Raw genomic sequence first — 13,512 nt, forward strand, 5'->3', positions numbered from 1 at the left:
TACGGCGCAGGTGACAGCGGACCCCCGCCGCCGCACCGGCCGACTTCTTCGCGGTGCACGTGGTGTCGCCGTTTCCCGACGGGCCCGGCGACTACGACCACGTCGGACACGTCCGCCCATGCGACATGGCCGGATCGAGAAAGGTTGTGACGATGAGATTCGATCTCATGCACGTGCTGTCGAATCGCGGACGGAAACGGCCGTGGGGTGAGCTTCTCGACGATTCCCGGCGCCGGGCCGAACTGGGTGACGAACTGGGCTTCACCGGGCTGTGGCTGGGTGAACATCACTTCGACGCGGAGGGCAGCGACCAACTGCCCAACCCGGTCATGCTCCTCGCCGACCTGGCCGCGCGCACGTCCCGCATGCGGCTGGGCATCGCGGCGATCGGGCTGCCCCTGTGGCACCCGGTCCGCCTCGCCGAGGACCTGGCGATGCTCGACCACTTCAGTCGCGGCCGGGTCGACGTCGCCTTCAGCCGGGGCATCCTGCGCGGCGAGATCGTCAACCTCAACCCCGAGGCGGACCGGCGCGACGAGGAGAAGAGCCGCGCGATCTTCGCCGAGAACCTGGAGATCGTCAAGCGCGCCTGGACGCGCGATCCGTTCCGCTGGCACGGCGAGCGCTACCGGATCCCCTGGCCGGAGACGTCCTGGGGCGGGGACGCCCTGAAGGACTACGAGGACGAGAACGGTCACCTCACCGGGCTTCCCGTCATTCCGCAGCCCGTACAGAAGCCCATGCCGCCCCTGTACGCCGTCTCCCAGCAGACCGAGGGGTTCCGCCTCGCCGCCCGTCAGGGGATGGGCGTCATCAGCTCGCACCCGGCCGGGAAGAAGCTGCGCGCCCTCAACGAGGCATACGACGAGGAAGCGGCCGAGGTGGGCCGACCGGGCCACGTCTCCAAGGTGGCTCCGGCGGTCCGCGAGTTCTTCGTCGCCGAGAGCGAGCAGGAGGCGCGCAAGGAGATCGAGGAGTTCGTCAACGGCCGCTTCGAGGTGATCAAGCGCGTACGCGGCCTCGGGGCGTGGCTCGACGTGGACGAGGATCCGGAGGACCCCGGGCTGCAGGCCATGACGGGCTTCGACCTCATGATGGAGCGCGACTACCTGTTCGTCGGCACCCCGGACTCGGTGGTCGAGCGGATGGTGCGCCTGCACGACGAAGAGGGCTGGGACCACTTCATGCTCGGTCTGGGACACGCGCCGGCCGAGGCACTCGACCGCAGCATGCGGCTGATGGCCGAGGAGGTCGTCCCGCGCGTCCGCCGCGCCACGGGCAACGAAGTCACGTCGCGGTCCGGCGGATCGGCCCAGTCATGACGGAGGTGAACATGTCGGCGAAGGAGAACGGCAGCGCGGGAACCACCTTCCTGGTCGCGCCGACGGCGGACCGGGAGAGGATGGACAAGCTGGGACTCGGTGGCGCGGCGCTGGCCGGTGATCGGCTGTTCGCCGGCGCCATGGCCATCGACCTCACGACGCTCTCGCGCGTCGCGGATGCCAGGAGCGTCGCGGACGAGACCCGGATCTGCTTCGACTCGGTCAGGGCGACCCTCGAACGCGCGGGCGGCACGTTGCGGGACATCGCCAAGATGACCTGCTACGTGTCCGCCCAGGAGTACATCGCCGAGACCTGGCGGACCCTGGAGGAGATCTTCGCGCCGGGTCCCTGCCCCAAGCGCATCACCCTGGTCGCCGGTCTCGCCGGGGACTGCAGGGTCGAGTTCGAGGTCATGGCCGTGACACCGCGGGAGGACGGGCGATGAAGGAGCTGATCAGGTCCGGCACCGGGGGGCCGTCCGCCGGAGCGGTGACGGATCGATTCGTCTTCACCGCGGCGTCGGCCGTCGACCCGGCCACGATGCGCCGGGTCCCCGAGGCCGCGTCCCTGCACGACGAAGTGCGCGTGTGTCTTCGGCGCATCGAGAGGACCCTCGCCGAAGCCGGGCTCACCCTGAAGGACCTGACCAAGGTCACCTGCTGGGTGAGCGAGGAGAAGTACCGCCTGGAGTTCGCCTACGCGTACCGCGACCTCCTCGCGCCGGGCCCGTACCCCTCGCGCGCGCTGTTCGTCATCGGCCTGCCCGGTGACTGCCGGGTACAGATCGACGCGATCGCCGCCCGGCGCAAGCCGGCCTGATCGGAGGAGAACAGATGAAGACATTCCTGCCCGGACCCTTCCGGTCCGGCGAGGTCCCCTTCCCGGCCGGCGTCGACGTCGGCGACCTGGTCTACGCCGACGCCTCGGCCCTCGACCTGCCGGGGCTGGCGCGGGTCCCGGAAGCGGCGACGATCGCCGACGAGACACGCATCTGCCTGGAACGGCTGCGGCAGACCCTGGCGGACGCCGGCTGCACGCTCGGCGACCTCGTGAAGGTGAACTGCTACCTGACCGACGATTCCGACCGTGCCGAGTTCTGGCAGACCTTCGACGACGTACTCGCCCCGGGGCCTTATCCGGTCCGCATCACCCAGGTGGGCGGGCTGGCCGGCGAGGCCCGGGTGCTGCTGGACGCCGTGGCGGCCCGGTAGGGACCGCGGGAAACGAGTCTGCCTGGAGCACCCTGAGGAGGGTGCTCCAGGCAGACGGCGTTCGGGTGTCGGGCGTGCCACGTCCGCCGCGGTCAGCCCAGGACGACCGAGACGAGCTTCAGCTCCGTGAAGACGTCCTCCATCGGATAGCGCCCGAGGATCTTGCCGGTTCCGCTCAGCTTCCCCGCCCTGCCGCCGAACGGAAGATGGGTCTCCGTGTCACCCGGCCCGGCATTGACGTTGACCAGGCCGGACGGTGCCTTCTCGGCGAAGCGGAGGCCGCGTGCGACGTCCCTGGTGTAGACGGCCGCGCACAGCCCGTACGGCGACTTGTGCATGAGCTCCAGTGCTTCGGCCCCGGACGAGATGCGCTGCAGCGGTGCGATGGGGCCGAAGGTCTCCTCGACGGCGACGGCCATCGACTCCGTGACGTCCGTGAGTACCGTCGGCTCCCAGTACAGGTCCGTCGGGAAGCCCTTCGCGCGGCCGCCGCCGGTCAGCACCACCGCGCCCTCGTCGAGGGCCGTGCCGACGTGTCTGTCCAGCTTCTCGGCCAGCGGGGCGTTGTTCACCGGGCCCATGGTGGTGTCGTCGTCGAAGGGCAGGCCCAGCGTGACCTCGCGCCGGACGGCCTCGGTGAGGCGGGTGGCGAACTCGTCGTAGAGCGCGTCGTGCACCAGGAAGCGGCCGGACGCGGTGCAGGACTGGCCGGCCGCACCGTAGGTCGAGCGCAGTGCGTCCGGGAGCACGACGTCCAGGTCGGCGTCGTCCAGCAGGACCACGGGACCGTTGCCACCGAGTTCGATCAGCTGGGCCTTGCCGCTCGCCCGTGCGGCGATGCGCCGGCCCGTGGCGACCGACCCGGTGAAGGCGACCACCTGGACATCGGGGTGCGCGGTCATCGCGTCACCGACGACCGGGCCCTGACCGGTCACCAGGTTGAAGACGCCCGGCGGGAAGCCGGCCGCCTCGAAGCAACGTGCCCACTCGTACTCGATCAGGGTCGTGGAAGGCGCCGGGAGCGCCACCACCGTGTTGCCGGTGACCAGGGCGGGCGCGATCTGGGCCGAAGCGGTGCCCAGCGGGAAGTTCCATGGCTGGATGGCGGCGACGACCCCCCGCGGCACGCGGTACACGAAGGCACGCTTGCGAGGGTTCGCCAGCTGGGGCATCGAGCCCTCGAGATACTTCGCGAGCTCGATCGCCACGCGGATGTTCGAGACGGTCTCGTCGATTTCGGGCAGTGCTTCCCACCGGTACGGCTTGCCCTGTTCCAGGGCGAGCAGACGGGCGAGTTCCTCCCGGCGGTTCTCGATCTCCTCGATCAGCCGCTCCAGGAAGCGGCAGCGGTCGAAGACGGTGAGGGCCGACCACGAGGCGAAGGCGTCACGTGCCGCGGTGACGGCTCGATCGACGTCGCCCGGGAGGCCGAGAGCGAAGCTGCCCACCACCTGTCCGGTCGCCGGGCTGACGGTGTCCTGCCGCTCGTGCCCGGCCGACTCCACGAATCGGCCGCCGATGAACGGCCCGGCTTCGACCGGCGTATGTTGCACGGTTCTCATCAACGTGACACCCCTCTTGCAGCCAGCACTGGTCGTGGGAACGGATGGACGGCGCACACACGGGGCGGGTCGGCGGGACGACGGGCAAACGCGCGGTCGCGGCGGGCAGTGTCCCTGCGAGCCCTGCGGCACTCAATTCCAACCGGTCGGAATGCTAAGTGGGCGGTCATGACGTGTCAACGTCGCTCACTTTGCCGCTGTTTGGCGCCCCCCAGGCCCTTGACGCGGATCGAAGGTGTCTTGATACTCCAGTTACCGACCGACCGGTTCGTCTGTAACGGTCTACGGTCGACGGTCGACCACCCGAACCACTCGAAGCATCCGTGCCAGGTGGAGGAAACGTGACCCGCAAGCATGCAACGCGCCTCGCCGTCGCCGTGGCCGCGGTCCTGGCCCTCGCGGCCTCGGGGTGCTCGGTCAAGACGGCCGACTCGACCGGCGCGGGAAGCGACTCGAAGAGCGGCGCGTCGCACGCCCGGTTGCCGGCGGACATCAGGAGCAAGGGCGCGATCGACGTGGGGGTGTTCGTTCCCTACGCGCCCATCACCTACCTGGAGAACGGGAAGGTCGTCGGCACCGACCCCACCCTCATGAGGGCTGTGGGAGACAAGCTCGGGATCGAGATCCGGTTCCACACCCTGGCGTTCGAGGCGATGATCCCCTCGATCCTCAACAGGCGCAACGACGTCCTGGTCGGCAGTTTCCAGGACACGGTGGAGCGCCGGAAGCAGGTGGACTTCCTCGACCTCTCCCGCAGTGGCATGCGGGCCGTGGTTCTCAAGGGCAACCCGAAGAACGTCGACCCCGGCAACGCCTGCGGTCTCACGGGAGGCGAGGAGGCCGGCAGTTACCAGCTCACGGTCGCCAAGTACCTGGCGGAGCAGTGCGAGAAGCAAGGCAAGCCGCGTCTGAAGGTACTCACCTTCACCGACCCGGGACAGGCGTTCCTGTCGCTGGAGAACGGTCGTACCGACCTCACCCTCCAGGCACCGGCGGTCGCGAAGTACACGGTCCGGCGGAACGAGAAGCTCGAGGTGCTGCAGCCTCTCGTGGCCGTGCCGGGCGACAACTACGAGGGCTGGATCCTGCCCAAGGGGGATGCGGGACTGCGTGCGGCCCTCGTCCAGGCGATCCAGGAGCTGATCGAGGAAGGCCGGTGGCAGGAGCTGATGCGGGAAGCAGGCACCGGTGACGCGGCGCTCATTCCCCCTCGGGTCAACACGGAGGCGGTGGAGTCACGGTGACGGCGAGTGGGACAGCGGCCGACGAGGCCGAGACGCGGCAGGGGTGGGACGACACGGCGGACCCGCCGGTCGTTCCGCGACGGTATCCGTGGCGATGGGTGTGCGCCGGGGGAGTCGTTCTGGCGCTCGCCTGGATGGCCTGGGTCCTGGCGACGACGGAGACGATGGAGTGGAACGTCGTCGGGGAGTACCTGTTCAGTTCCGAGGTCCTGGCGGGTGTCAAGGGCACCGTCGTCATGACGGTGCTGAGCATGGCCCTCGGCATGGTGCTGGGGACCCTGGTGGCGGTGATGCGGCTCTCGCCGAACCCGGTCCTGACGGGTGTGGCGTCGCTGTACCAGTGGTTCTTCCGCGGAACGCCCACGCTCGTCCAGCTCATCTTCTGGTTCAACCTGTCGTCGATCTTCCCCGGCTTCGAGGTCGGAGTCGGCGCCCTCGGGTTCGACGTGGACACCAACCGGGTGATGACGCCGTTCCTCGCCGCCCTCCTCGGGCTGGGCCTGAACTTCGCCGCGTACTACTCGGAGATCGTGCGGGCGGGCATCCTGTCGGTCGACGAAGGCCAGTCGGACGCGGCGACGGCCTATGGTCTGAGCCGGTTCCGCACCCTGCGCCACATCGTCCTGCCCCAGGCGATGAGAGTCATCATCCCGCCGACCGGCAACGAACTGATCGGCATGCTGAAGTTCACCTCGCTGGCGAGCGTGGTCTCCTACTCCGAGCTGCTGCGCAGCGCGAGCGACGTGTACAACCGGACCTACCAGGTCATTCCCCTGCTCGTCGTGGCCGCGATCTGGTACCTGTTCATGACCACCGTCCTCAGCACCGGTCAGCACTTCCTCGAGAAGCGCTTCGCACGCGGTGCCCAGCGGGCCACGACATCGACTCTGGCCGAGCGGATCCTCACGGACGTTCGGGGAAGGTGGGCGAAGCGTCGATGACACCCATGATTTCCGCCCGGTCCGTACGGAAGCACTACGGCAGCACCCGGGTACTGGAGGACATCACGCTCGACGTGGCAGCCGGCGAGGTGGTCTGCCTGATCGGTCCGTCCGGTGCCGGCAAGAGCACGTTCCTGCGATGCGTCAACCACCTGGAGCGGATCAACGGAGGCCGGCTCCTGGTCGACGGGGAACCGGTCGGGTACTCCGAACGCGGAGGAAGGCTGCACGAGATGCGCGGCCGTGAGCTGAGCCGCCAGCGCTCTTCGATCGGCATGGTGTTCCAGCACTTCAACCTCTACGCACACATGACCGCGGAACAGAACGTGAGTTTCGCCCCGGTGACCGTGCACAAACGGTCCCGGTCGGACGCCCGGGAGCGCAGCCGGGAACTCCTCGAACGCGTCGGGCTGGCCGACAAGGCCGACAAGTACCCCCGCCAGCTCTCGGGCGGTGAACAGCAGCGGGTGGCGATCGCGCGGGCGCTGGCCATCGATCCGAGCGTCATTCTCTTCGACGAGCCGACGAGCGCCCTCGACCCCGAGCTCGTGGGGGAAGTCCTCGAAGTCATCCGTGGCGTGGCCGATCAGGGACTGACGATGCTGATCGTCACCCACGAGATCGAGTTCGCCCGGGAGGTCGCCGACCGGGTGGTCTTCATGGACGGCGGCGTCGTCGTCGAACAGGGTTCGCCCGCCGAGGTCCTGGAGAACCCGCGCGAAGAACGCACCCGCACCTTCCTGCGCCGGGTGCTCTGACCGGAAGGGACGCCCCGGCACCGGTGAACGGCCCGGCCGCGGACGTCCGGCAACGCACGGCAATCCGCCCACCGACGAACAAGGGAGACGCATGCAGCTCAGGACGACCGAGTGGGGCGACCGGTCCGGACCCCCGCTGGTCTGTGTGCACGGCGTCGGAGGCCACCACGGCAACTTCCGGCATGTCGCGGAGGACCGCTGGGGCAGGCACTTCCGGGTCATCGCCTTCGACCTGCGGGGCCACGGCGACTCCGGCTGGGAGCCGCCGTGGACCCACGGCACCTACGTCGACGACATCATCGAGACGATCGACATCCTCGGCCTGGAGCAGCCGGACTGGGTCGGCGTGTCCTTCGGCGGCAGGCTCATGCTGGAGCTGATCGCCCGGTTCCCCGAAAGGGTGCGCAGGGCGGCAGTGCTCGAACCGGTGATCCACATCGACCCGGAGCTGGCGATGCACCGCGCGGAACAGGAACGCCTGGGCGGCGTCTGGGATTCGCTCGAGGCGTTCGTCGCGGGCCGCGAGAACACGGGCGACATCGACACCGAGCGCTACATCGCCGACCTCGAGGGGCACTTCGAGACCTGCGAGGACGGCCGGGTCCGGCGCCGTACCTGCCAGAGCGCCATCGTGTCGATCTTCAGCGAGTTCGCCCGGGCGGCTCCACCGCCGGAGACGATCACCGTGCCGACGATGATGCTCTACGCGCCGGCCTTCGCACTGGTGACCCCCGAGCAGCGCAAGGCGTACGAGCCGCACCTCGCCCGCGTGGTCGAGGTGCCGGGGCTGCACGCGGTGCTGACATCGGCCTACGAGGAGACCGCGAGCGCGGTCGAGGACTTCCTGCTGGCGCCCGACTCCGGGCGGCGCGGCCGAGCCGGCGAGGCCGCCGGGTGACCGGGCCGCCGGGCACGGGCGCGGTCACGCACGCGTGAAGAGGCAGGACGGGATGACCGAACGACACCCGCTCGTGGTGCGGGCCACCGACGTGCACGGCGCCCGCGGCGACACCGACGAGGTGTGCGAGACGGCCGTCGTGTGCAGCAAGCCCCACTACGCCTTCCCCGGGCTCGTGCACGACGGGTAGACGGGGGCCTTCCCTGCGAAACATCCAACCGACCGGTGGGTCGACGCTACGGAGGAACGCCATGAACAACCGTCCAGCCGGCAGGCGCCGGGGTGTGCGGGCCGAGGTCCTGCGCGGGCCGTTCGACCCGGGTGGTCAGCCACTGGTCTCACGGGAGAACCACCTCCACCTCTCCCTGTTCGCCTGGAACGTCCGCAACGGGCTGTCGGCGAGCAGGGCGGTGCTGAGCGACCCGCAGCGGCACCAGGACTTCTGGCAGTGGCCGACGGCGTCCAGGCTGCTGAAGGAGGCCGAGCGCTCCGGGTTCGACAGCCAGTTGCAGTACGGCATGTGGAGCGGCTACGGGGGCGCCACCGGCTGGAACGACGCCCAGCTGGATTTCGCCACCGCCGCGACCGGCTCCGCCGCCGTCACCGACCGCCTCGGCATCTACACGACGATCCACGTCGGGTACGCGTTCCATCCGTTGCTCATCGGCAAGATGACGGCCGGCATCGACCACATATCGGCGGGCCGGCTCGGCGTCAACATCGTCGCCGGGTCGAACGCCGCCGACTACGCACAGTTCGGCCTCGACGGCCCGCCGTCGCAGCAGGTGCGCTACGCGATCGCCGACGAGTTCACGACGGCCCTGAAGTACCTGTGGACGTCCGACGAACCCGTCGACTTCGAGGGCGAGTACTTCACCATGTACGGCGCCCAGGTCAACCCGCGCGCGACGAGCAGGCCGCGGCCCCTGCTGATCGCGGCGGCGGGCTCGGACATCGGTCTCGACTACGCCACGCGGCAGTGCGACGCGCTCTTCATCACCTCTCAGGACAATGACGTCGAAGGCTATGCCAGGCGGGCGAAGAAGATCCACGACATGGCGGCGGAGCACGGCAGACGGGCGCGCGTCTGTGCCATGTGCTACGTGGTGATGGAGGACTCCGACGCCGAGGCCGCCGACACCGTGGAGTGGATGAAGAGCCAGATCGACGACGACGCCCTGCAGACCTGGCTGGTTCGCGCCGGGCACGTTCTCAACAGCGAGCGTCAGCAGCTCGACAGCGCCAAGGTGGGCATCGCGCGTACGGAGGAGGTGAAGCGGGACCCCTATCTCGGTATCGGGCAGAAGTTCTACGAGAGCTTGGGCCTGGGCATGGGTGCGTACCGGCTCTTCGGATCGTACGACTCGGTGGCCGACCAGTTGATCGACCTCTACGAAGCCGGCGTGGAACAGGTCGCGTTGTGCTTCTTCGATCCGCTGAAGGGCGTGCGGCAGATGCGGGAGCACGTGATCCCGCTGCTCCGTGCACGCGGCTACCACCAGAACCCGGCCTAGCGGGCTCGCCCCCTCCGGCGCACAAAACCTCTGACACCGCCATGCCGCCGTGTCCGTCCGACCCCGGGCGGACACGGCGGCACACGCATGTCGCGGGCCGTGTCCTTCGACCGCGGGCACCCCCGGCACCGCACCTGCGCGTCGCCCCCCGCCGGCGACGCGCTCTCGCATGTCGTCGACACCGCGCCGGGCACTGCTCGGCGCGGTGACCGCGTAGCCGCGCAGGATACGTAGTGGATACGTAGTTGCACGGATCGATCCCGCCGCCCGCCCCATGGATGCTGGCGTGAGCGTCGTCACGTCGCGGAATGCCGGGGCGGCCCACTCGGCGTACCCCCCGACGTCCGGGACGCACCGAGCTCCGGCCCGAGCCAGTGTGCCGAACACCGATCAATCGAGGTGGACATGGAAATCGACCTGCTCTACGCGCTGACGAACCGGTCGGGCGACATGACCTGGCACGAAGTCATGCAACAGACACGCCGGCACGTCGTGGCGGCGGACCGACTGGGCTACGACCGGGTCTGGCTGGGCGAGCACCACTTCGACGCGGACGGCACCGACGCGAGCCCGAACCCGGTCATGCTGGCCGCGGACCTCGCGGCCCGGACCGAGCGCATCCGGTTCGGCATGGCGGCGGTCTCGCTCACCCTGTGGCACCCGCTTCGCCTCGCCGAGGACCTCGCGGTGCTCGACCACTTCAGCGAGGGCCGCCTCGACGTGGCGTTCGGCCGCGGCATCCTTCCCATCGAGGTCATGAACCTCAACCCCGCGGCGGACCGCTGGAACGGCTCGGACAACAGCCGGGAGATCTTCGACGAGCACCTGGAGATCGTGCGCGGGATCTGGACGAAGGATCCCTTCAGCTGGAGCGGCAACCGCTACACCTTCCCCGAGCCGGGCACGAAGTTCATCCACTCACCGGGCGCGCGGATGCCGGAGGGCTGGGTCGGCGAGAACGACGAGCTCGTCGCCTTCGGCATGACGCCCAAGCCGTTCCAGCAGCCGACACCGCCGCAGTTCGCGGTCACCGAGTCGGTGGAGGGATTCCTCTCCGCCGCACGCAACGACCTCCGGCCGATCACCTGGTATCCCACCGGGCGCGTCCTGCGGAACCTGTTCGAGCGCTACCGCGACGAGGTCCGCGCCACCACCGGCGTCACACCGGCGCTCGGGGAGGGCTGCGGCGTCCTGCGGCTGTGCCTCGTCGCCGAGACCGACGAGGAGGCGCGCCGCATCGCCGAGCCGGGCGTCGTCGAGTTCTTCGACTTCCTCTGCAAGGTGCGCGGCATCGGTGTGTGGCTCGACGCCGACGAGGACCCCGAGGACGAGCGCTTCCGGCGGATGGACCCCTGGGAGCTGCTCATGGAGCGCGACCACCTGATGATCGGCTCGCCGGAGAGCGTCGCCGAGCGCATGTCCCGGATGACCGAGTCCCACGGCATCCAGAACTGGCTGCTGCAGATGGGCTTCCCCGGCATCGGGACCGCGGACGTGGACCGTTCGATGGAGATCTTCGCCCGCGAGGTCATGCCCCGGGTCCGCAAGCTCGACAGCTCGGCCACCGCGACCGGCTGACCACCACCACCGAGGAGAGACCGTGACCGAGTACCTCAACCCCGGCGACCTGCCCTACCCGCGCTATGGCATGACGCCCGGCGTCGCGACCAAGGACCTCGTGTTCGCCGGCGGGATGGCGCTCGACCTGGACACGCTGCGACGCAAGAAGGAGGCCGACACCGTCGCCGAGGAGACGAGGATCGCGCTGGAGGAGATCCGGGGCATCCTCGAAGCGGCCGGGTGCGGCCTGCGGGACATCGTCAAGACCACCTGCTACCTGAGCGACGACGCGTACCGCAAGGAGTTCTGGAAGGCCTACACGGAGGTGTTCGCCCCCGGCCCGTTCCCGGCGCGCAGCACGTTCGTGGCCGGCATCGCCGGCGACTGCCGGGTGGAGATCGACGCGATCGCTCTGCGGCCGGAACCGGGGCGGCGCTGACATGCCCGACCGGCCCTTCACCGACTGGCACACCCATGTCTACCGTCCCGAGCACCTCGGACCCGTCTGGACCGACCGCGGAACCGAACTCGTCGGACGCCCGGGGTTCGGCCGCGCCGATCTGCAGGAGCACACGCGGGCCATGGCCGCCGCGGGCGTCGACCGGTTCCTGATCGTCGGACTGCGCGTCGCACGGATCGGCATGGACGTCCCCAACGACTACGTCGGCGAGTACCTCGACGCCCACCGCGACCGCGCCATCGCGGTCGGCAGCGTGGACCCCACCCGGCCGGGAGCGGCCGGGGAACTGAGACGGGCCGTCAGGAGACACGGCCTGCACGGCGTCAAACTCTCGCCCCCGTACCAAGGGTTCCACCCGCACTCGGCCGAGGCGTACGAGGTGTACCGCACGGCGGCGGACCTCGGCATCTTCATGATGTTCCATCAGGCGAGTGTCTTCGCTCCCCAGGGCATGAACGAGTACGCGAGCCCGACGCTGCTGGACAGGGTCGCCCGGGAGTTCCGCGACACCAAGATCCTCCTCGCTCATTTCGGCAAGCCGTGGATGAACGAGGCCGTGGAACTCATGATGAAGAACGGCAACGTCTTCGCCGACGTCTCCACGCTGCCGGTCAAGACCTGGCAGTTGTACAACGGCCTGCGCCTCGCCATCGAGGGACACGTCACCGACCGCCTGGTCTTCGGTTCCGACTTCCCCTCCTTCGACCCGCGCGAGGCCGCCGACCAGTTCCTCGCCGTCTCCGACCTGGAGATGCCGCTGCCGATTCCGCGCGCCGTCGTCGAGGACATTCTCCACAATCGCCCGTTCGAGCTCCTGCTCGACTCCTAGGCGGTCCCGCCACTCCGTCGGACCGGCGGGGACCACAGAGAGGAACACCTGAATGGAATTCGGGATCTTCATCCCCAGCGCCCGCAACGGCTACATCATCTCCGAGTCGGCCCCGCAGTACTCGCCCACGTACGCGCACATGCGGGACATCGTCCAGGCCGGTGAGGAGAACGGGTTCTCGTTCGCGCTCTCGCTGTCGTGCCTGCGCGGGCACGGGGGCACGACCCGCTTCTGGGACGACGCGCTGGAGTCCATGACGCAGATGGCGGCCCTCGCACGCGACACGAGGTTCATGAAGCTCATCGGGTCGGTGAACGTCCTGGCCATCCATCCCGCGATCGCGGCGCGGATGGCGGTGACGGTCGACTCGGTGAGCGAGGGCCGCTTCGCGCTGAACATCGTGCCGGGTGGCTGGCACCCCAAGGAACTCGAAGTGCTCAAGGTGTGGCCCGGCTACGAGTACAACTCCTACCGGTGGGAGTACTGCGGCGAGTACTGCCAGGTCCTGCGCGAGTTGTGGGAGACCGGCGTCTCCCACTTCAAGGGCAGGTACTTCCAGTACGACGACCTGCGGGTCGGCCCGCTGCCGCCGCGCCACATCGACCTCGTCTGCGCGGGCGCCTCGCAGCAGGCGATCGAGTTCACGACCCGGTACGCCGACTACTCGTTCCGGCTCGCCTGGGGCGGCCGGGACGCGCTGGAGGACGTCGCCCAGCGGTTCGCGGCGGAGGTCGGCCGCGCCGGACGCACGATCAAGCCGTACGTCGCCCTGGGCGTCGTCCTCGCCGACACCGACGAGGAGGCGGAGGCCAAGCTGCAGGACTACATCGACCACGCCGACCTCGGCGCCATGGAGTACATGCTCGGCCAGGCGGCCACCGACAGCGCCAAGGGCGGCACCTCGGAGATCCTCGCGAACGTCGACAAGAAGGGCTTCGTGCAGATGTCGACGGACTTCATCACGGGCTCGCCCCAAACGGTCGCCGCGGAGCTCGACAGGTGGGCGGCGATCGACGGAGTCGCCGGATACATGCTCGTCCTCACCGACTACGTCGAGGACATCAAGCGCCTGGGCAGCGAAGTGTTCCCGCTCATGAAGAACTTCACCCCGGCCAAGGCCCTGACCGAGGCCTGAGAAGACAGGCAGGGGCGTCGGCGGCCCACCGACGCCCCTGCCCTCGCCTGCGCCCGTCGCGACCTCACCAACAGGAC

The 13,512-nt window shown here is 69.2% G+C and carries 15 protein-coding genes; 14 read left to right on the forward strand and 1 reads right to left on the reverse strand.

Annotated features, from left to right (window positions below):
* Positions 1 to 152: 152 nt before the first annotated feature.
* Genes ABS735_RS16450 through ABS735_RS16465 form a run of 4 tightly spaced genes read left to right on the forward strand, consistent with a single transcriptional unit; the run spans position 153 to position 2,534 of the window.
* Entirely contained in the window at positions 153 to 1,322 is a 1,170-nt protein-coding gene (locus ABS735_RS16450; protein ID WP_373905424.1) for an LLM class flavin-dependent oxidoreductase, read from the forward strand.
* Positions 1,319 to 1,768 carry a RidA family protein gene (locus ABS735_RS16455; RefSeq protein ID WP_373905423.1) on the forward strand — a complete coding sequence of 150 codons (450 nt, stop codon included), beginning with the start codon at positions 1,319 to 1,321 and terminating at the stop codon, positions 1,766 to 1,768. The genes ABS735_RS16450 and ABS735_RS16455 overlap by 4 nt, the downstream gene beginning before the upstream one ends.
* Complete coding sequence (locus ABS735_RS16460; protein WP_373905422.1) at positions 1,765 to 2,142, forward strand: RidA family protein; 378 nt, start codon at positions 1,765 to 1,767, stop codon at positions 2,140 to 2,142. Before ABS735_RS16455 ends, ABS735_RS16460 begins: the two co-directional genes overlap by 4 nt.
* Before the next feature lie 14 nt (positions 2,143 to 2,156).
* Entirely contained in the window at positions 2,157 to 2,534 is a 378-nt protein-coding gene (locus ABS735_RS16465) for a RidA family protein (RefSeq protein ID WP_373905421.1), read from the forward strand.
* Positions 2,535 to 2,626: 92 nt separating this feature from the next.
* Here ABS735_RS16465 and ABS735_RS16470 read toward each other — a convergent pair whose 3' ends face one another.
* On the reverse strand, positions 2,627 to 4,096 hold the full coding sequence (locus ABS735_RS16470) for an aldehyde dehydrogenase family protein (protein WP_373905420.1): 1,470 nt from the start codon (positions 4,094 to 4,096) through the stop codon (positions 2,627 to 2,629).
* Positions 4,097 to 4,437: 341 nt separating this feature from the next.
* Here ABS735_RS16470 and ABS735_RS16475 point away from each other — a divergent pair, with 341 nt between their 5' ends.
* The 10 genes from ABS735_RS16475 to ABS735_RS16520 all read left to right on the forward strand — a co-directional run bounded on the left by ABS735_RS16475 (position 4,438) and on the right by ABS735_RS16520 (position 13,435).
* Positions 4,438 to 5,340 carry a transporter substrate-binding domain-containing protein gene (locus ABS735_RS16475; RefSeq protein WP_373905419.1) on the forward strand — a complete coding sequence of 301 codons (903 nt, stop codon included), beginning with the start codon at positions 4,438 to 4,440 and terminating at the stop codon, positions 5,338 to 5,340.
* Entirely contained in the window at positions 5,337 to 6,281 is a 945-nt protein-coding gene (locus ABS735_RS16480; protein WP_373905418.1) for an amino acid ABC transporter permease, read from the forward strand. Before ABS735_RS16475 ends, ABS735_RS16480 begins: the two co-directional genes overlap by 4 nt.
* Positions 6,278 to 7,039 (forward strand): amino acid ABC transporter ATP-binding protein, encoded by a 762-nt coding sequence (locus ABS735_RS16485; RefSeq protein WP_373905417.1) that lies wholly within the window; start codon positions 6,278 to 6,280, stop codon positions 7,037 to 7,039. Before ABS735_RS16480 ends, ABS735_RS16485 begins: the two co-directional genes overlap by 4 nt.
* Before the next feature lie 91 nt (positions 7,040 to 7,130).
* The gene (locus ABS735_RS16490) at positions 7,131 to 7,937 is read left to right on the forward strand and encodes an alpha/beta fold hydrolase (protein ID WP_373905416.1); all 807 of its coding nucleotides are present in this window, start codon (positions 7,131 to 7,133) and stop codon (positions 7,935 to 7,937) included.
* A gap of 52 nt (positions 7,938 to 7,989) precedes the next feature.
* Positions 7,990 to 8,127: a hypothetical protein gene (locus ABS735_RS16495; protein ID WP_373905415.1), complete on the forward strand. Its 138-nt coding sequence runs from the start codon at positions 7,990 to 7,992 to the stop codon at positions 8,125 to 8,127.
* Positions 8,128 to 8,188: 61 nt separating this feature from the next.
* Positions 8,189 to 9,451 (forward strand): LLM class flavin-dependent oxidoreductase, encoded by a 1,263-nt coding sequence (locus ABS735_RS16500; RefSeq protein WP_373905414.1) that lies wholly within the window; start codon positions 8,189 to 8,191, stop codon positions 9,449 to 9,451.
* A gap of 405 nt (positions 9,452 to 9,856) precedes the next feature.
* Positions 9,857 to 11,029 carry an LLM class flavin-dependent oxidoreductase gene (locus ABS735_RS16505; RefSeq protein ID WP_373905413.1) on the forward strand — a complete coding sequence of 391 codons (1,173 nt, stop codon included), beginning with the start codon at positions 9,857 to 9,859 and terminating at the stop codon, positions 11,027 to 11,029.
* A 22-nt stretch (positions 11,030 to 11,051) separates the two neighbouring features.
* The gene (locus ABS735_RS16510) at positions 11,052 to 11,450 is read left to right on the forward strand and encodes a RidA family protein (RefSeq protein WP_373905412.1); all 399 of its coding nucleotides are present in this window, start codon (positions 11,052 to 11,054) and stop codon (positions 11,448 to 11,450) included.
* A 1-nt stretch (position 11,451) separates the two neighbouring features.
* Complete coding sequence (locus ABS735_RS16515) at positions 11,452 to 12,300, forward strand: amidohydrolase family protein (RefSeq protein WP_373905411.1); 849 nt, start codon at positions 11,452 to 11,454, stop codon at positions 12,298 to 12,300.
* A 52-nt stretch (positions 12,301 to 12,352) separates the two neighbouring features.
* Positions 12,353 to 13,435 carry an LLM class flavin-dependent oxidoreductase gene (locus ABS735_RS16520; protein WP_373905410.1) on the forward strand — a complete coding sequence of 361 codons (1,083 nt, stop codon included), beginning with the start codon at positions 12,353 to 12,355 and terminating at the stop codon, positions 13,433 to 13,435.
* The last annotated feature ends 77 nt before the right edge of the window (positions 13,436 to 13,512 follow it).

It is taken from the genome of Streptomyces sp. MMCC 100, assembly GCF_041538145.2.
Taxonomy (GTDB): Bacteria; Actinomycetota; Actinomycetes; order Streptomycetales; family Streptomycetaceae; genus Streptomyces.